At 63.7% G+C, this 16,934-nt stretch carries 17 protein-coding genes; 10 read left to right on the top strand and 7 right to left on the bottom strand.

Annotated elements, in window-relative coordinates; all coding sequences use genetic code 11:
* The first annotated feature begins 53 nt into the window (after positions 1-53).
* The 4 genes from AC1RM7_RS11325 to lpxK are packed head-to-tail and all read left to right on the top strand — an operon-like array spanning position 54 to position 3,318.
* Positions 54-302, top strand: a complete 249-nt coding sequence (locus AC1RM7_RS11325) for a DUF4170 domain-containing protein (RefSeq protein ID WP_006022219.1) — start codon at positions 54-56, stop codon at positions 300-302.
* A complete protein-coding gene (locus tag AC1RM7_RS11320; RefSeq protein WP_006022218.1) occupies positions 299-1,012 on the top strand; it encodes a lysophospholipid acyltransferase family protein in 714 nt (237 codons plus the stop codon). Before AC1RM7_RS11325 ends, AC1RM7_RS11320 begins: the two co-directional genes overlap by 4 nt.
* Positions 1,005-2,309 (top strand): 3-deoxy-D-manno-octulosonic acid transferase, encoded by a 1,305-nt coding sequence (locus AC1RM7_RS11315; protein ID WP_024919862.1) that lies wholly within the window; start codon positions 1,005-1,007, stop codon positions 2,307-2,309. The genes AC1RM7_RS11320 and AC1RM7_RS11315 overlap by 8 nt, the downstream gene beginning before the upstream one ends.
* The gene (gene lpxK, locus AC1RM7_RS11310) at positions 2,302-3,318 is read left to right on the top strand and encodes a tetraacyldisaccharide 4'-kinase (protein WP_024919863.1); all 1,017 of its coding nucleotides are present in this window, start codon (positions 2,302-2,304) and stop codon (positions 3,316-3,318) included. The genes AC1RM7_RS11315 and lpxK overlap by 8 nt, the downstream gene beginning before the upstream one ends.
* On the opposite strand, the gene AC1RM7_RS11305 is transcribed toward lpxK, so the two are convergent.
* The gene (locus AC1RM7_RS11305; protein ID WP_002713413.1) at positions 3,315-3,539 is read right to left on the bottom strand and encodes a DUF2093 domain-containing protein; all 225 of its coding nucleotides are present in this window, start codon (positions 3,537-3,539) and stop codon (positions 3,315-3,317) included. The two genes, lpxK and AC1RM7_RS11305, sit on opposite strands and share 4 nt — an antisense overlap.
* Positions 3,540-3,683: 144 nt before the next feature.
* Positions 3,684-5,144 carry an exodeoxyribonuclease VII large subunit gene (gene xseA / locus AC1RM7_RS11300; RefSeq protein WP_024919864.1) on the bottom strand — a complete coding sequence of 487 codons (1,461 nt, stop codon included), beginning with the start codon at positions 5,142-5,144 and terminating at the stop codon, positions 3,684-3,686.
* An 81-nt stretch (positions 5,145-5,225) separates the two neighbouring features.
* On the opposite strand from xseA, the gene purD reads away from it, so the two are divergent.
* The 3 genes from purD (at position 5,226) to AC1RM7_RS11285 (ending at position 8,012) form a co-directional block, all read left to right on the top strand.
* Positions 5,226-6,494, top strand: a complete 1,269-nt coding sequence (gene purD / locus AC1RM7_RS11295; RefSeq protein WP_024919865.1) for a phosphoribosylamine--glycine ligase — start codon at positions 5,226-5,228, stop codon at positions 6,492-6,494.
* 160 nt (positions 6,495-6,654) lie between these two features.
* Complete coding sequence (locus AC1RM7_RS11290; RefSeq protein WP_024919866.1) at positions 6,655-7,563, top strand: alpha/beta fold hydrolase; 909 nt, start codon at positions 6,655-6,657, stop codon at positions 7,561-7,563.
* A complete protein-coding gene (locus tag AC1RM7_RS11285) occupies positions 7,563-8,012 on the top strand; it encodes a GNAT family N-acetyltransferase (protein WP_024574242.1) in 450 nt (149 codons plus the stop codon). Before AC1RM7_RS11290 ends, AC1RM7_RS11285 begins: the two co-directional genes overlap by 1 nt.
* 120 nt (positions 8,013-8,132) lie before the next feature.
* Here AC1RM7_RS11285 and AC1RM7_RS11280 read toward each other — a convergent pair whose 3' ends face one another.
* Positions 8,133-8,579, bottom strand: a complete 447-nt coding sequence (locus AC1RM7_RS11280) for a nucleoside deaminase (RefSeq protein ID WP_006022210.1) — start codon at positions 8,577-8,579, stop codon at positions 8,133-8,135.
* Positions 8,580-8,741: 162 nt separating this feature from the next.
* Here AC1RM7_RS11280 and AC1RM7_RS11275 point away from each other — a divergent pair, with 162 nt between their 5' ends.
* Positions 8,742-10,877, top strand: a complete 2,136-nt coding sequence (locus tag AC1RM7_RS11275; protein ID WP_024919867.1) for a pseudouridine synthase — start codon at positions 8,742-8,744, stop codon at positions 10,875-10,877.
* Positions 10,878-10,934: 57 nt separating this feature from the next.
* Positions 10,935-11,498, top strand: a complete 564-nt coding sequence (rsmD, locus tag AC1RM7_RS11270; RefSeq protein ID WP_024919868.1) for a 16S rRNA (guanine(966)-N(2))-methyltransferase RsmD — start codon at positions 10,935-10,937, stop codon at positions 11,496-11,498.
* A gap of 150 nt (positions 11,499-11,648) precedes the next feature.
* Here the strand turns inward: rsmD and mutL are convergent, their stop codons facing one another.
* The 3 genes from mutL to AC1RM7_RS11255 form a co-directional block, all read right to left on the bottom strand.
* Positions 11,649-13,466, bottom strand: a complete 1,818-nt coding sequence (mutL, locus tag AC1RM7_RS11265; RefSeq protein WP_492837795.1) for a DNA mismatch repair endonuclease MutL — start codon at positions 13,464-13,466, stop codon at positions 11,649-11,651.
* Positions 13,467-13,558: 92 nt separating this feature from the next.
* The gene (gene arfB, locus AC1RM7_RS11260; protein ID WP_006022205.1) at positions 13,559-13,978 is read right to left on the bottom strand and encodes an alternative ribosome rescue aminoacyl-tRNA hydrolase ArfB; all 420 of its coding nucleotides are present in this window, start codon (positions 13,976-13,978) and stop codon (positions 13,559-13,561) included.
* A gap of 46 nt (positions 13,979-14,024) precedes the next feature.
* Positions 14,025-14,816 (bottom strand): sulfite exporter TauE/SafE family protein, encoded by a 792-nt coding sequence (locus AC1RM7_RS11255; protein ID WP_006022204.1) that lies wholly within the window; start codon positions 14,814-14,816, stop codon positions 14,025-14,027.
* 95 nt (positions 14,817-14,911) lie between these two features.
* Here AC1RM7_RS11255 and AC1RM7_RS11250 point away from each other — a divergent pair, with 95 nt between their 5' ends.
* Complete coding sequence (locus AC1RM7_RS11250) at positions 14,912-15,805, top strand: LysR substrate-binding domain-containing protein (RefSeq protein ID WP_492837798.1); 894 nt, start codon at positions 14,912-14,914, stop codon at positions 15,803-15,805.
* A 19-nt stretch (positions 15,806-15,824) separates the two neighbouring features.
* Here AC1RM7_RS11250 and hisN read toward each other — a convergent pair whose 3' ends face one another.
* The gene (gene hisN / locus AC1RM7_RS11245) at positions 15,825-16,607 is read right to left on the bottom strand and encodes a histidinol-phosphatase (RefSeq protein WP_006022202.1); all 783 of its coding nucleotides are present in this window, start codon (positions 16,605-16,607) and stop codon (positions 15,825-15,827) included.
* Positions 16,608-16,934 lie beyond the last annotated feature (327 nt).

Below are 16,934 nucleotides of genomic sequence, written 5' to 3'. Positions count from 1 at the left end.
ATGGTTTTTGCTTGAATTCATCGGCCGGTCCTTGCTTTTTGGGAAAGCACCTCATGTCCGAAACTGTGCAACCGCAGTTGCTTCACCTTGTGATCGGCGGCGAGCTTCTCGACCTCGATCACGTGACTTTCAAGGATCTCGACAAGGTCGAGGTCGTCGGCCTGTTCCCGAACTACGCCACCGCCTATGCGGCCTGGAAGAGCAAGGCCCAGCAAACCGTCGACAACGCCCACATGCGTTACTTCATCGTCCATCTCCACCGGCTGCTCGATCCCGGCCAAGATTCAAAGTCGGCCCATTGAAACGATTTCTTCGAGATCTCGGCCGATCGAGATGGGTGCAGCGTGCTGCGGGTACGACCGCGGCGGAATTTTTGCGTTTTGTGTGGTGGACGAACCGTTTCACGCTCGACCCGCCGAACGTCTACAAGTGCATCGAACCGGATATGCCGGTCATCATCGCGTTCTGGCATGGCCAGCACTTCATGATGCCGTTCCTGAAACTGAAGCAGTATTCCGCCAAGGTCCTGATCTCCCGTCATCGCGACGGCGAAATCAATGCGATCGCAGCGGAACGCCTCAACGTCGGGACGGTGCGCGGCTCGGGTGATCACGGAACGGAGTTTCACCGCAAGGGTGGTGTCGGCGCGTTCAAGATGATGCTGCGGACGCTGGAAGATAACATCAACATGGCGCTGACCGCGGATGTGCCGAAGGTTGCGCGCAAGGCGGGCCTCGGCATTATCATGCTGGCGCGCGAGTCCGGACGGCCGATCCTGCCGGTGGCGATCGCCACCAGCCGGTTCAAACGCCTCAACAACTGGGACCGCTCGGTCATTCATTTGCCATTCGGGCGTGGCGTCATTGCCGCGGGCGAGATTCTCTGGGTGCCGCGCGATGCGGACACCGAGACGATGCAGAAGCTGCGCCTGCAACTCGAAGAGCGGTTGAACGACGTGACGCGCCGCGCCTACGACCTGGTCGGTCTCCCGAACGAGGGTCTTCATGCCTAGCGCGCTCCCAGCGACGCTTGCGGCGTACCGGCGGCTGTCGGCTCTTGCCGCGCCGCTCGCAGCGCCGCTGATCGCGCGCCGGCTGAAGCAGGGCAAGGAAGATCCCGAGCGGCTCGGCGAACGCCGCGGCGTTGCCAGCGTGGAGCGCCCGCCCGGACCGCTGATCTGGATTCATGGCGCGAGTGTCGGCGAGGTGCTTGCGGCGGCGGGACTGATCGAGCGGCTGCGGGCGCTGAATGTCCGCATCCTGCTGACCTCGGGCACGGTCACCTCGGCCGCTATTGTGGCGCGGCGGTTTCCGCCCGACGTCATTCATCAATACATCCCGTTCGATTCGCCGCGCTTTGTGTCAGCCTTTCTCGATCACTGGAAGCCGGGCCTGGCGCTCTTCATTGAGTCGGACATCTGGCCCAATCTGATCCTGTCGAGCGCCGAGCGGCGCATCCCGATGGTCATCATCAACGGCCGCATGTCGCCGCGCTCGTTTCCGCGCTGGCAGAAACTGCGCGGCACCATCTCCACACTGCTGGAGTGCTTCGATCTTTGCCTCGCGCAATCCGACCGCGACGGCGAACGCTTCGCGGCGCTGGGCTGTCCGAACGTCGTGACATCCGGAAATCTGAAGCTCGATGTCGAGGGGCCGCCCGCAGACGTGAAGAAGCTGGAGCGCCTCAGGGAGGCGACGCAGCGCCGGCTGGTGTTCCTCGCAGCCTCCACGCACCCCGGCGAGGACGAAATCATCCTCGATGCGCATCGGCGTCTGGCGGCACGGATGCCGCAATTGCTGAGCGTGATCGTGCCGCGTCATCCCAATCGCGGCGCGGCCATCGCGCGGATGCTGACTGATGGCGGCATGCAGGTGGCCCTGCGCTCGCAGGACGAACTGCCCGGCGCCGGGACGGACATCTACGTCGCCGATACCATGGGTGAACTCGGGTTGTTTTACCGGCTGGCGCCGGTGGTGTTCATGGGCGGTTCGCTGGTGGCGCACGGCGGGCAAAACCCGATCGAAGGCATCAAGCTGGGTGCTGCGATCCTGCACGGACCGCACGTGTTCAACTTCGGCGACATCTACGACGCGCTCAATCAGGCCGGGGGGGCTATTCGCGCCGAGACCGGCGAGGACTTCGTGAAGTCGCTCGGGCATCTCCTGGTGAACCCGATTGCGCGGCAGCGTTCGGTCGGTGCGGCGGAAACCGTTGTCAGCCGGCTTGGCGGCGCGCTCGACAAGACGCTCGCAGCGCTGGAGCCATATCTTCTGCAACTGCGGCTGGAGAGCGGGGGCTCCGATGCGTGAGCCGGCCTTCTGGTATCGGCCGCCATCATTGCTATCGCGATTGCTTGCGCCGCTTGGCGCGATTTACGGAGCGATTGCCGCGCAGCGGATGTCGCGCGCCGGAGCGTCTGCAGGAATTCCGGTTCTTTGCGTCGGCAATTATCATCTCGGCGGTGCAGGCAAGACGCCGACGACGCTCGCGCTTGTGAAACTCCTGCGCGAGCTGGGCGAGCAGCCGTTCGTGGTCAGCCGTGGTTACGGCGGAACGCAGCAGGGACCCCTGCGCGTCGATCCGGCGTCGCATTCCGCTGCCGATGTTGGCGATGAGCCCTTGATGCTGGCTTCAAATGTGTCCGTCATCGTATCGCGCGACCGTGTCGCCGGCGCGTCACTGGCGCGAACCTCCGGTGCGAGTGTCGTGCTGCTGGACGACGGCTTTCAGAATCCGGCGCTTGCGAAGGATGCGTCGCTGATCGTGATCGATGCTGCGCGCGGCATCGGCAACGGCAGTGTATTTCCGGCCGGTCCGCTGCGCGCGCCCGTCGAGCCGCAGGTCGCACGCACCGACGCGCTGATTGTGATCGGCGGAGGTGATGCGGCCGATCATATCGCAGCAGTGCTGGCGAAGCGCGGCGCACCCGTGTTGCGAGCGCGGCTCGTGCCGGGTCAAGCCTCGGTCGATGCGTTGCGCGGTCAGCGCGTGCTGGCGTTTGCGGGGATCGGCGATCCGGCGCGGTTCTTTGCGACGTTGCGTGCCAGCGGCGTGGACGTGATCGAGCAAAGGGCCTTCGCCGACCACCATCCATTCACGCCGGACGAGATCGGGCGGCTGGTGTCGGACGCCGCAGCAAAGACACTTAAGCTGGTGACCACCGAAAAGGATATGGCACGCATCCGCAGCGATGCACGCCTCAAGGCCGATGCAGATCGCATCGTGACCTTCGCGGTCACGCTCAGGTTCGACGATGAAACAGCGTTGCGGGATTTCGTGACGGCGCGGCTGGCAAAAGCGCGCGCGATAAATCTTTAGGCCTTCTTCAACTGCGCGGGATAGTGCCGCTGCAACACGGCTTCCGGCGTCGCATAGGCTTCCTGCCGGTCGACGCTCCAGTACTTCAACTCGTCCAGCGGAATGTGTTCGCCGGTGATGGCGCAGCGGACGTAGGAGCCGGGAGAGGTCACGCGAAAATCGCCGTCGAGATACTCGACCTGCGCTTCGCCCTGGCCGGAAGGCCCGAATTTATTGAGCACGATAACTGTCCTTGTGGAATCCGGCAGATTGTCGTCCGGAGAGATAGCTCAAATATAGGCATGATCCCGAAGAGTGGAAACCGGTTTTCGGAGAGATCATGCCAGCAAAGCCGGCAGCAGAGGCGTTGAACCCTCTCTGGCAGCTCAAAAAAGGTCGCCCTGAACCTTTTTAACGCCAAAATCGGTGGTCCGCTTCGATGCAGGCTTTGCCGGAGCGGCTTTCGGCTTCGCCGCGGCTGTTCCCTCGCCATTTGCGGTTGCGCCGATGCGTCCGTCGGCGAACTCAATGGTGAGATGCTGGCCGGAACCGACATGGGCCGCCGCATGCAGCGGCTGGCCGTGTTCGTCGCGCACCAGTGCGAAGCCGCGATCCAGCACGCCCTTGTAGGACAGCGCATTCAAAAGCTGCGCGACATACTTCAGCCGCGTCTCGCGCTGCTGGATATGCAGATCGGCGCAGCGCCGCGCGCTTGTGGCGAGCCGCGCGACTTTCTCCTTGCCGCGATCGATCTGCGCGCGAAGTGCCGTGACCGTCAGCCGTCCGCCGATCGCGGACAGCCGCCGCTCATATACATGAGCGTTGGCACGCAAGGCACGGGGCAGTTGCGCGCTGGCGCGGTCGAGACGCTGGCGTGGAATGTTGAGCAGGTCCGTCGCCTTCGGCAACGCGCGCGCCGCCGCACGCAGTTCGCTGCGGCGATGTTCCTGGCCGCGCTGCCAGCACAGCATGGCGCGACGTTCCAGTGATGAGACCTCGACGAACAATTCGGCGCGCACGGGCACCGCCATCTCGGCCGCCGCGGTCGGCGTCGGTGCGCGCTTGTCGGCGGCGAAATCGATCAGGGTGACGTCGGTCTCGTGGCCCACCGCTGAAATCAGCGGGATCATGCTCTCCGCCGCGGCACGCACCACGCTCTCTTCGTTGAATGACCACAGGTCTTCCAGCGAGCCGCCGCCGCGTGCGACGATCAGCAAGTCAGGCCGGGGAATCCGGCCGCCCTCTTCAAGTGCGTTGAAGCCGCGAATGGCGGCGGCGATCTGCTCGGCGGAGCCTTCGCCCTGAACGCGCACCGGCCACACCAGCACACGGCGCGGGAAACGGTCTTCCAGCCGGTGCAGGATGTCGCGGATCACGGCGCCGGTAGGCGAGGTCACCACACCGATGACTTCGGGCAGCCACGGCAGAAGCTGCTTGCGCGCTTCATCGAACAGGCCCTCGGCGGCGAGCTTCTTCTTGCGCTCTTCCATCAGCGCCATCAGCGCGCCGACACCGGCCGGCTCGATCGCCTCGATCACGATCTGGTATTTCGACGAGCCCGGAAAAGTGGTGAGCTTGCCGGTGGCGATGACTTCCAGGCCTTCCTGCGGCTTGAACCGCATCCGGCCATGAACGCCCTTCCAGATCACCGCCTCGATCTTGGCGCTGTCGTCCTTCAGGGCGAAATAGCAGTGGCCCGACGAATGGGGGCCGCGAAAGCCCGAGATTTCGCCGCGCACCCGCACATGGCCGTAGGCGTCCTCAACCGTCCGCTTCAGAGCCGAGGACAGCTCCGAAACGGTAAATTCCGGTGAATTGGGCAGCGGTTCGGCGGCAGTGGCTTTCATCGCGACTCGAATCTATTGCGGTGATCAAACACCATGTTAAACCCTTCTATCATCCCAGAAACGCCGGTTCGACCCTTATCCATGAATATCCTTTTGATCGGTTCCGGCGGGCGCGAACACGCGCTGGCGTGGAAAATGGCGGCCTCGCCACTGCTGACGAAACTGTGGTGCGCGCCGGGCAATGCCGGCATCGCGCAGGACGCGGAGTGCGTCGCCCTCGATGTCGCGAATCATGCGGCGGTGATCGATTTCTGCAAGATGAACAAGGTTGACCTCGTGGTGGTTGGCCCTGAAGCGCCGCTGGCAGCCGGCATCGTTGATGATCTTGCCGCAGCCGGCATCAAGGCGTTCGGGCCCAGCAAGGCTGCGTCGCAACTTGAAAGCTCCAAGGGCTTCACCAAGGATATCTGCAAGGCGAACAACATTCCGACCGCGGCCTATGAGCGGTTTCGCGATGCGGACGCCGCGAAAGCCTATATCCGCAAGCAGGGTGCGCCGATTGTCGTGAAGGCTGACGGTCTCGCTGCCGGCAAGGGCGTCGTGGTGGCGATGACGCTGAATGAGGCCGAAGCCGCCGTCGATGCGCTGTTCACTGCCGCCGGAGCGGAAGCGGTCGTTGAGGAATTCATGGAAGGCGAGGAAGCCTCGTTCTTCGTGCTGTGCGATGGGGACAGCGCGTTGCCGCTGGCCGCCGCGCAGGATCACAAGCGCGCCTTCGACGGCGACAAGGGACCGAACACCGGCGGCATGGGGGCCTATTCGCCGGCGCCGGTGTTCACCGACGCGGTGCGCGAGCGGACGATGAGCGAGATCATCCTGCCGACGCTGCGCGCGATGAAGGCGATGGGCATGCCTTACAAGGGCGTGCTGTTCGCTGGCCTGATGATCACCAGGGATGGCCCGAAGCTGATCGAATACAATGCGCGCTTCGGCGATCCCGAGACGCAGGTGCTGATGATCCGCCTGATGTCAGACCTCGTGCCGGCACTGCTTGCTTCGGTCGAAGGTGAATTGAAGCATTTCGACCTGCGCTGGTATCCCGAGCCCGCGCTCACCGTGGTGATGGCGGCCAAAGGCTATCCCGGCGACTATGCCAAAGGCACGGTCATCGAAGGTCTTGGTGATGCTGCGAAGATCGAAGGCGTCGAGATCTTCCATGCCGGCACCAAGGCCGATGGAGACAGAATTCTCGCCAACGGCGGCAGGGTGCTGAACGTCACCGCAACCGCCAAGACCGTCAGCGAGGCGCAACGCCGGGCCTATGAGGCCATCGATCGAATCCGGTGGCCGGAAGGCTTCTGCCGCCGCGATATCGGCTGGCAGGCGGTGGCGCGGGAGCAGAAGTCCTAAACCGGGTGCTGTTTCGTGCACGCATAGGACCCATAACCACGTTATCGAGCTGAAATTTTCGCCGCGGTGCGGTGTTGTTGCAGGACTGACTTTAGATCATCGAATTCAGTGAGTATGGGTCCCCGCATCAGCCGGGATAATAACAGGGTACAGAAATCCCATGTCCGACCTCGCCGATCTTTTTCCTGACTTCAAATCCGAATGGATCAGCACACGCGGCGGGCGCATTTTTGCTCGGATCGGCGGCAATGGACCGCCGTTGTTGCTATTGCACGGCTATCCGCAGACCCATGTGATGTGGCATCGCGTCGCGCCGATGCTGGCTTCGAGGTTCACGCTCGTGATCCCGGATTTGCCCGGCTACGGCTGGTCGGACGTTCCGAAGACCGACGAGAACCATACGCCGTTCACCAAGCGGGCGATGGCGCAGGTGATGGTCGAGGCGATGGAAAAGCTCGGCCATGTGCATTTCGGCCTCGCGGGTCACGACCGCGGCGGCCGCGTCGCCTATCGGCTGGCGCTCGATCATCCCGGGCGGCTGTCGCGCTTCGCGACGCTCGATATTCTGCCGACCTACGATTACTGGGCGAAGATGGACCGCGGTTTCGCGCTCCGGATCTATCACTGGGCGTTTCTGGCGCAGCCGCATCCGTTGCCGGAGAACCTGATCGCGTCGAATCCCGACGATTATTTCGGCCGCACCTTCAAAAGCTGGGCCAAGAAGGATGCGCCCAATCCGTTTGATCCGCGAGCGGTCGAACATTACCTGACGGCGTTTCGCGATCCGCTGCGCATTCATGCGGCGTGCGAGGATTATCGCGCCGGGGCCTATGCCGATTTCGAGCAGGACAAGGCCGACGTTGAAGCCGGCAACAAGATCACGGTGCCGCTTTTGGCGCTGTGGGGCGGGGCGGGCATTGCGTCCTCGGCTTCGAGCCCGCTCGACACCTGGCGTAACTGGGCGACGAACGTCAGTGGACACGCCATCGATGCGGGCCATTTCCTTCCCGAGGAAAATCCGCAGGCAACGGCCAGCGCACTACTTGAATTCTTTCAGGGGCAGGATTGATGGCATTACGGGAGGCAAGGCGAGAAGACATCCGGCGGATTGTTGAAATGCTGGCGGATGATGAGATCGCGCGCGGGCGCGAGGATTTCTCCAGTAACATGGCGGCGTATTGTGCCGCCTTCGACGCCATCGCGGCTGACCCCAACAACACGCTTTATGTGTGGGATCACGAGGGCACGGCGATGGGGTGCCTGCAACTGACCTTCATTCCCGGCATGTCCTATCATGGCAGCTGGATTGCGAAGGTCGAAGGTGTGCGGGTCGACCGTTCACTGCGCGGGCTCGGCATCGGCGAACAGATGATGGAGGCGATGATCGCCAAGTCGCGTGCCCGCGGCTGCAAGCAATTGCAGCTCACCACCGACAAGCGGCGCGTCGATGCGCAGCGCTTCTATGCGCGGCTTGGCTTCGACGCCTCGCATGAGGGCATGAAGATCAATCTGATTTGAAATATTGCGGTTTCTTGCCACGGCCACGAGCGTTGTCATTGCGAGGAGCGATAGCGACGAAGCAATCCATCCTTGACTTGAGAATGGATTGCTTCGCTTCGCTCGCAATGACGGTTTGGCTTACCGCCGCGCCTTGAAGAAATTCGTCAGCAGCGCAGCGGCTTCGCTTTCGCCGACTGAGGGATAAATCTCCGGCGCATGATGACAGGTCGGCGAGGCGAAGAATCGCACGCCGCTGTCCACCGCGCCGCCCTTCGGATCGGCCGCGCCATAGTAAAGCCGCCGGATGCGGGCGAAAGAGATCGCCCCCGCGCACATGGTGCAGGGTTCCAGCGTCACGTAGAGATCGCAATCGGTCAGACGTTCGCTGCCGGTGACGCGGGCGGCCTCGCGGATCGCCAGAATCTCGGCATGTGCGGTCGGATCGCGGTCGGTGAGGGTGCGGTTGCCGGCCTGCGCGATCACCGTGCCGCCCCGCACGACGACGCAACCGATCGGCACTTCCCCGGCGGTTTCGGCGATTTCGGCCTGTTTCAGCGCCAAATCCATGAAAGATCGTGCCGTCATGCCTCGTTTCCGGCAATAAACTCTGTTAGTACGACGCCTTCAGCAAACGCGAGAACCGGTTTTGCGCGAAAATGCGCCCTGATTTACAAGGGCGCGTGCCGCCAGCCAATTTCACGTTGTGCGACAGTCCGATATTCTGCCCAACGTCCTGAGAGATCATTCATGCCCCGCGACAACGATAAAAACAACGGCCGTCCGCCGCGCCGTGAAGGCGGAGCGGGTGGAGGCTACAAGGCCGGCGGCAGAGACCGCCCCGGTGGAGGCGCGCGCGGCGGAGGAAGTTCGCGCGACGAGCGGCCTGCACGATCGGGCGGCCCGCGCGGCGACAAGAAATTCGGTGACCGCAAGTTTGGCGACAAGCGTCCGTCCGGCGACAAGCGGCCCTATGCGCCGAAGCCCTATGCCGGCAAGCGCGACGATTTCCGCAAGGACGGACCGGATCGCGGTCCGCGCAAGGACTTCGGCTCGCGGGATCGGGGCGAAGCGCGGTCATTCAAACCGCGCGAGGATCGTGGCGAAGGCCGTCCGTTCAAGCCACGTGGCGATCGTCCCGAAGGACGTTCGTTCAAGCCGCGTGAGGATCGCGGAGAGGGCCGTTCCTTCAAACCGCGTGGTGATCGCAGCGAAGGGCGCCCGTTCAAGCCGCGTGAGGATCGTGGTGAAGGCCGTTCCTTCAAGCCGCGCGATCGCGACGACCGCGCACCACGCAGCGCAGGTGCCGGACGTTTCCAGGATAAAAAATTCGGAGACAGGAAGTTCGGCGAGAAGCGGCCCTACACGCCGCGCGGCGAGGGAGCCGATGCACGTCCCGCCCGCTTCAACCGGGATGACCGGCCGCAGCGTGACGAGCGCCCGCGCTTCAACCGTGACGACCGGCCCGCGCGTGGTGCGCCGGATCGCGGACCGCGCAGGGATTTCAGCCGAGGTGAAGACCGCGGTGCCGACAAGCCCTGGCAGAAGCGCGGACCCTCGCGCGACGGTGACAGCCGTCCGCCGCGCCGTGAAGGTGCTGGTGGTTTCGACAAGCCCCGTTTCGACCGTGGCGACCGCGATCGCGATTCCAGCGAGCGTCCGCGTTTTTCGCGCCCCCGCTTTGACAAGCCGCGCGAGGACCGCGCACCGCGTGGCCGCAGTGACTGGCAGGAGCATCCACGCAGTGAAGCCGGTGAACGCCCTCGCCGCGACAACGAGGACGACAGCAAGGTCTTCGCCAAGCGGCCCGCGTTCGGCGGTCGCGGCGCATACCGCGAGCGCAAACCCGATTTCGACCGGCGCGCGCCGCGTGCGGCACCGGAAAAGAAAAAGACCGGCGAGCGCATCGCCAAGATCGTCGCGCGCGCGGGGCTATGTTCGCGCCGCGATGCCGAGGACTGGATCGTGCAGGGCCGCGTTGCGGTGAACGGCCGCGTGATCAATTCGCCGGCGCTCGACATCACCGACAACGATGTCGTCACCATCGACGGCAAGCCGTTGCCGGAGCGCGAGCGCACGCGGCTGTTTCTCTATCACAAGCCGCGCGGCCTGATGACGACCCACGACGATCCCGAGGGCCGTCCGACAGTGTTCGACAATCTGCCTGAGGGACTTCCGCGCCTCATCAGCGTCGGCCGGCTCGACTTCAACACCGAAGGCTTGCTGCTGCTGACCAATGACGGCGGGCTCGCCCGCGCGCTGGAACTGCCGGACACCGGCTGGCTGCGGCGTTATCGCGTCCGCGCCCACGGCGAAGTCACGCAGGCCCAGCTCGACGAACTGAAAAAGGGCGTCGAGGTCGACGGCGTGAAGTATGGTTCGATCGATGCGACGCTGGAGCGCGACAAGGCGGCCAACGTCTGGATCGTGTTTGCGATCCGCGAAGGCAAGAACCGCGAAGTGCGCAACGTCATGGCGCATCTCGGACTTGAAGTGAACCGGCTGATCCGCATTTCCTACGGGCCGTTCCAGCTCGGCGAGATCGAGGAAGGCCAGGTCGAGGAGATCAAGTCGCGGGTGCTGCGCGACCAGCTCGGCGAGAAGATCGTCGCGATGTCCGGCGCGCAGTTCGACAAGCCGGTGAAGCAGGCCGCGGAGGACGAAGACGCGCCTCGCATCAAGGGCCGCATCAAGCCTGCGGGAAAGAAGAGCGGACTGATCGCGGATCGCAAGGGCCGCAAGATTCTTGTGACCCGTGCGGGCAGCGACGAAGCTCGTGCGCGTAACGAGGAAGCAGCCGGCGGCTACGGCCCGCCGCGCCGTCCGCAACGCGGCTACAAGGGCAAGCGCGATCTGAAGCCCAAAGACGGCGTCACGGAAGACTGAGCATGATCCGGAAAAGTGGGAACCGGTTTTCCGATAAGATCATGCTCGGAGTCTAGCATGCGTGTCGTCGGTGGTCGTCTGAGAGGCCGTAACATCGCCTCGCCTTCGTCGAATGACATCCGTCCGACGCAGGATCGTCTGCGCGAGTCGCTGTTCAACATTCTGATGCATGCGTATGAGAACCCGATCGACGGCGCGCGGGTGCTCGACCTGTTCGCGGGCACCGGTGCGCTTGGTATCGAGGCGGTGTCGCGCGGCGCGGCGTTCACGCTGTTCGTGGACAACGGCGCGGAGGCGCGGGCGCTCCTGCGCAACAATGTCGAAGCGCTCGGGCTCGGCGGCGTCACCAAGGTCTATCGCCGCGACGCGACCAATCTCGGCCCGGCCTATCCGGTCGAGCCGTTCGCGCTGGTGTTTCTCGATCCGCCGTATGGGCGCGGATTGGCCGACAAGGCGCTGGCCTCCTTGCGCGACGGCAAATGGCTGACGCCGGAGGCGCTCGTCGTGGTCGAGGAATCGAAGGCGGCGGCGTTCAAAGCGCCCGAGGGTTTCGAGGAACTCGAGCGCCGCGCCTATGACGATACGGAATTTGTATTTCTGCGGGCGACGGCGCTGCCATAACTTGAATTTTCATTCAGATGTAACGTGTCAAGTGAACTCAGCAGAATTTTTCGACGCTGAATCTGAATTCGCCGGGACATCGCAATTCGTCCACCACTTTGCCTTTTGCAGCGAAGATCGTCACCGTTTTGCCGTTACGATTTTGGCGGCTTATCGCCGCCCGAACAGCTTCTCGATGTCGGCGAGTTTCAGTTCGACGTAAGTCGGGCGACCGTGGTTGCACTGGCCGGAATTCGGCGTCACCTCCATCTCGCGCAGCAGCGCGTTCATTTCCTCGGGCTTGAGAATGCGCCCCGCGCGCACCGAGCCGTGACAGGCCATCGTCGCCGCGACATGCATCAGCCGCCGTTCGAGCGGCAGCGCTTCGTCCCATTCGGCCATGTGCTCGCCGAGATCGCGCAGCAGCGACGCGGCGTCGGTCTTTCCCAGCAGTGACGGCGTCTCGCGTACGGCAATCGCGCCGGGTCCGAACGACTCGATGCTCAGCCCGAATTTCTCCAGCTCACCCGCGCGCGCCACAAGCCTTTCGACTGTGGCTTCGTCCATCTCGACGATTTCGGGGATCAGCAGGATCTGCCGCTGCACGCCGTTGCGTTCGAGCGACGCCTTGAGTCGTTCATAGACAATGCGCTCATGGGCGGCATGCTGATCCACGATCACGAGGCCGTCGCGGGTCTGGGCGACGATGTAGTTTTCGTGGATCTGGGTGCGCGCTGCGCCGAGCGGGCTGTCGATCAGGCTTGTCGCAGATGTCGGCTCATGACGAACGTCGGCTGTCGGTGCGCCGGTATCGAACGCGGCTTGTGCGGCTTCCGCGAAAGCGTTCGAGGCAAATGCGTTGGTATAGGCGGGTGCGGCGGGAGCCGTCGGGAAGCTCGGCGAGCGCCGCCAGTCCCAGCCGCGGCTGGACGGAATGCTTCCCGGACGAAAAGCCATGATCGCGGCGCCGTCGGAATTCGCAGCGGTGCGCCTGCCTTCGCGGGCAAGGCCGTCCTTCAGCGCATGCACGATCAGCGCGCGGACAAGCCCGGCATTGCGGAAACGTACTTCGGTTTTCGCCGGATGAACGTTGGCATCGACCTCCTGGGTGTCGAGCGTGACGAACAGCGCCACCACAGGATGCCGGTCGCGCGGCAGATAATCGGCATAGGCCGCACGCACTGCCCCGAGGATCAGCTTGTCACGCACCGGCCGTCCGTTGACGAACAGATATTGTCCGAGCGCGTTGGCGCGCGTGAGCGATGGAGCGGCCGCAAAGCCTTCGACGCTTACACCATCGCGTTCGGCGCGCACCTCGATGGCGCTGGCGCGAAAATCCGCCCCCAGAATATCGCCGAGCCGTGTCAGACGGCCGGGAGCGCCGGGCAGCGCCGCCGCCCATGTGACCGGCGCGCGCTCCTCGCCGGACAATGAAAACGCGATATCCGGCCGCGCCATCGCCAGACGGCGCACGACTTCGCGAACAGCTTCCGCCTCGGTGCGGTCGGTTTTGAGAAATTTCAATCGCGCTGGCGTCGCGTAGAACAGATCGCTGACCTCGACCCGCGTTCCGGCAGTCAGGGCGGCGGGGACGATATCGGACTTCGCTCCGGCGTCGACACTGAGCGTCCATGCATGGGGCTCGCTGGCGTGCCGGGTGGCGATGTTGAGTTTTGACACCGCGCCGATCGAGGGCAGCGCTTCGCCGCGAAAGCCCAGCGTGCGGATGCGCAGCAGGTCCTCGTCGTCGAGCTTCGATGTTGCGTGACGGTCGACCGACAGCGCGAGATCGTCATGCGTCATGCCTGCGCCGTCGTCGGTGACGGCGATGCGGCGGCGTCCGCCACCTTCGGTGAAAATATCGATGCGCGACGCGCCGGCATCGATGGCATTCTCCACCAGTTCCTTCACCGCGCTCGCGGGCCGCTCAACCACCTCGCCGGCGGCGATGCGGTTGACGATTTGAATGGGGAGCTGGCGGACGGGCATGGGAATTCCGGGGCGATTCGATGATCCGGCGTATTTTACCCGGGGATCGGCTCGATTGTACGGCCGAACAGGTATGTTTTACCCGCTAATTCTCAATCGTCGAAACTGCGCGTATTGCGCTTTGCCTTGACGTCGCTGCGGCGCTTCTTGCCGTCGAGACGGCGCATCTTTGAGCCGAGGGTCGGCCGCGTGGCGCGGCGCGGTTTCGGGCGAACGGCAGCTTCGCGCAACAGCTCCAGCAACCGGTCGATGGCGTCGGCGCGGTTGCGCTCCTGGGTGCGGAAGCGCTGGGCGTGAATGACGATCACGCCGTCCTTGGTCATGCGCTGGCCTGCAAGCGTTGTCAGCCGCGTCAGCACGTCCGGTTCAAGCGCGATGCGCCCGACATCGAAGCGCAATTGCGCCGCGGTCGAGAGCTTGTTGACATTCTGTCCGCCCGGGCCTGAGGCGCGAACGAACGCAATGTCGAGGTCCTTCTCGTCAATGGTGATGTCGCGTGTGACCCGGATCATGCAGCACGCCTAGCACGGTCAGAGCCAACGGGCACCGGTTTTCGCGTCAGTGCGTTGCCGGGACCGCCGTCTCGCTGTGGATTCGCGCCACCATCTCGCCCGCGAGATAGATACCGAGCAGCAGCATCGCGATCAGAAACCAGCGCCGGAACGTATCCGCATCCATGCGCGAGCGGAGCAGCTGGCCGAGGTACATGCCGGCGAAGGCGGTCACCATCGCAACAAGGCCGGGAATGGCGACGGTCGCATTCAGCAGCCCCGCGCCAGTGAGGTTGAACGCCAGCGCCACGGTCGCGGTGGTGAAGAACACACCGAGCGCCTGGACAAGTTCGTCCTTCTCCATCCCGATGGCCTGCATGAAGGGCATCGAGGGAATGACCTGCACCCCGGTCGCCGCCGAGATCACGCCGGTGACCAGCCCGACGATGCCGCCAACCCATTTCTCGTTCCCGCGCGGCACGCTGAAGCGGACCCTGGACAGTCCGATGATGGCGTAGATCACCAGCAGCACGCCGAGCACGATGGTGCCGTAGCGCGCGTAGGGGCCCGTCATCAGGCCCCCGCCCGACAGGATGCCGAGCACGGTGCCGACCATCAGCGGCCACAGCCGGCGTACGATGTCGCGCAGATAGGGGCCGACGAAGGTCTGCCAGATGTTGGTGACGATGGCGGGCACGATCACGATGGCGAGCGCATGCGCGGGCGGCATCCGCGTGGCAAGGAGACCCATTGCCACGGTGGGCAGGCCCATGCCGATGGTGCCTTTGACGAAGCCCGCCAGCAGGAAGACCGCGGCAATGACGATCAGGAGAATCGGATCGGAGAGGGAGCTGGACATGGCGCGTACATTGACCGAGGGCGGCAAACTGCACAATCTGGAGGATATGGAGTAAGCCTTCGGCTCTGGCGAAGGCAGTGTAAAGGGCCCTGGCCATGCATTTCGATCTGGTGGATATGCGGCTGTTCGTGGCGATTGCCGAGGCGCGCAGCATCACCCATGGCGCCGAGCGGTCGGCGCTGGCCCTGGCATCGGCCAGCGCGCGCATCAAGGGCATGGAAGCGGCGCTGGGCGTGCCGCTGCTGGAGCGGCAGCGGCGCGGCGTCAGGCTCACGGCCGCGGGCGAAAGCCTGCTCGATCATGCCCGTATCGTGCTGCATCAGATGGCGGCGATGCAGGGCGAACTCAGCGCCTATGCGCGGGGCCTGAAGGCGCGCATCCATATGCTGGCCAATACGTCCGGCGCGAGCGAGCATCTGCCGAAGGCGCTCGCGTCGTTTCTGACGAAATATCCGGCGATCAGCGTCGACGTCGAGGAGCGCGAGAGCGTGGAGATCGCCACGGCACTGGCGTCGGGCGCGGCCGATATCGGTCTCGCGGTCGATGCGATGCTGCCCGAGTGGCTCGACCGGTTTCCGTTCTGTGACGATCGTCTGGTGCTGATCGCGCGGCCGGACGACGAGATTGCCCAGCGCCGTCAGACGAATTTCCGCGACGTCGCTGCCCGTGATTTCGTCGGACTGACCGAGGTCAGCGCGCTGCAAAGCCATATCGCCACTCATGCTGCGCAACTCGGAGTCCGTCTGCGGGTGCGGGCGCGGCTACGAAGCTTCGATGCGATCTGCCAGATGGTGGAAGCCGGCGTCGGCGTGGCGATCATTCCTGAGGCCGCGGCGCGCCGCTACAGCCGCTCAATCAAGATCAAGACAATCAGGATGATCGATCCATGGACCAGCCGCAGGCTGGCGATCTGCACGCGCGGCCGGCAGTCATTGCCCCGCCCGGTGCAGCAGCTTGCGGATCACCTCAGAATGTTTGCGAAGGTGTGATGCCGAAAGCTGCGGCGTCTTAGGTATTCAGGATCTTCAGCGCTTCGTCGTGGATGCGCTTGTCACCCGCTGCGACGATGCGGCCCCCTGACTGCGCGGGCTTGCCCTCCCACGTGGTGATAATGCCGCCTGCACCGGTGACGATCGGAATCAGGGCGGCGACGTCGTAGGATTTCAGCTCGGTCTCGATGATGAGATCGAGATGTCCGGCGGCAAGCATGCAATAGGCATAGCAATCGCCGCCGTAGCGGGACAGCCGCACGCCGGCTTCGACGCGCTCGAACTGCGCGCGGTCCGGCGCTTTCATCAACCGCGGACTGGTGGTGAACAGCGTCGCCTCTGCGAGCGACGCGCAGCGCCGCACCGACAATTTGCGTTTGCCGGAGGGACCGTCATAGCGCGCGGAGCCGCCGTCGCCGCTGAAGCGTTCGGCGATATAGGGTTGATGCATCATGCCGAACACTGGCGTGCCGTTGTGCATCAGCGCGATCAGTGTGCCCCAGATCGGCAGGCCGGCGATGAAAGACTTGGTGCCGTCGATCGGATCAAGCACCCAGACATATTCCGCGTCGGCGCGTTCGGATCCGAACTCCTCGCCGACAATGCCATGAAGTGGAAAGCTGTCCTTGATCATCCGGCGCATCACCGCTTCGGCGGCGCGGTCGGCTTCGGTGACCGGATCGAGATCGCGTCCAGTATTCTTGTTCTCGACACTGAGCGAGGTGCGGAAGAAGGGAAGGATGGTGTCGCCCGAGGCGGTCGCCAGTCGTCCGATAAAAGCGGTGAAGTCGATGACCGTCACGGGGATTCCTTTAGAGCGACCACGAAGCCGATGGAGTGTAAGTGCGAACCTGTTACGGCCCTATAAGAGTCCAGACAGGGGAGCAATCGCCTGAAGTTCTGACAGCGCGCCACTAACCGGAGTGTTCATTCCTTACTTTCCGATTCCAAAGCGAAGGTGCAAATGAAAGCCTGATCGCCCATGAATAGAATTAATTATTCATTTCTTGGGCGCGCTTTCATGCTTTTTTGGCACCGTCCGCTTGTCATATTTCTCGATAAGTTATTGTTATATCAGAAGAATGTAGTTTTTAGTTGAGTGGAAGGTCGCAAGTCTGTTATGCGCTGA

It is taken from the genome of Afipia sp. GW822-FHT03D08 (genome assembly GCF_058801645.1).
Note: the sequence above shows the minus strand (reverse complement) of the source record. Positions and strands in the feature narration are given on the sequence as shown.

Bases quoted from the DNA above. Each gene is read 5' to 3' on its own strand.
- rsmD (WP_024919868.1), top strand. From the start codon at position 10,935: ATGCGTGTCGTCGGTGGTCGTCTGAGAGGCCGTAACATCGCCTCGCCT.
- lpxK (WP_024919863.1), top strand. From the start codon at position 2,302: ATGCGTGAGCCGGCCTTCTGGTATCGGCCGCCATCATTGCTATCGCGA.
- AC1RM7_RS11325 (WP_006022219.1), top strand. From the start codon at position 54: ATGTCCGAAACTGTGCAACCGCAGTTGCTTCACCTTGTGATCGGCGGC.
- purD (WP_024919865.1), top strand. From the start codon at position 5,226: ATGAATATCCTTTTGATCGGTTCCGGCGGGCGCGAACACGCGCTGGCG.
- AC1RM7_RS11285 (WP_024574242.1), top strand. From the start codon at position 7,563: ATGGCATTACGGGAGGCAAGGCGAGAAGACATCCGGCGGATTGTTGAA.
- AC1RM7_RS11280 (WP_006022210.1), bottom strand. From the start codon at position 8,579: ATGACGGCACGATCTTTCATGGATTTGGCGCTGAAACAGGCCGAAATC.
- AC1RM7_RS11290 (WP_024919866.1), top strand. From the start codon at position 6,655: ATGTCCGACCTCGCCGATCTTTTTCCTGACTTCAAATCCGAATGGATC.
- AC1RM7_RS11250 (WP_492837798.1), top strand. From the start codon at position 14,912: ATGCATTTCGATCTGGTGGATATGCGGCTGTTCGTGGCGATTGCCGAG.
- AC1RM7_RS11315 (WP_024919862.1), top strand. From the start codon at position 1,005: ATGCCTAGCGCGCTCCCAGCGACGCTTGCGGCGTACCGGCGGCTGTCG.
- xseA (WP_024919864.1), bottom strand. From the start codon at position 5,144: ATGAAAGCCACTGCCGCCGAACCGCTGCCCAATTCACCGGAATTTACC.
- mutL (WP_492837795.1), bottom strand. From the start codon at position 13,466: ATGCCCGTCCGCCAGCTCCCCATTCAAATCGTCAACCGCATCGCCGCC.
- arfB (WP_006022205.1), bottom strand. From the start codon at position 13,978: ATGATCCGGGTCACACGCGACATCACCATTGACGAGAAGGACCTCGAC.
- AC1RM7_RS11255 (WP_006022204.1), bottom strand. From the start codon at position 14,816: ATGTCCAGCTCCCTCTCCGATCCGATTCTCCTGATCGTCATTGCCGCG.
- AC1RM7_RS11275 (WP_024919867.1), top strand. From the start codon at position 8,742: ATGCCCCGCGACAACGATAAAAACAACGGCCGTCCGCCGCGCCGTGAA.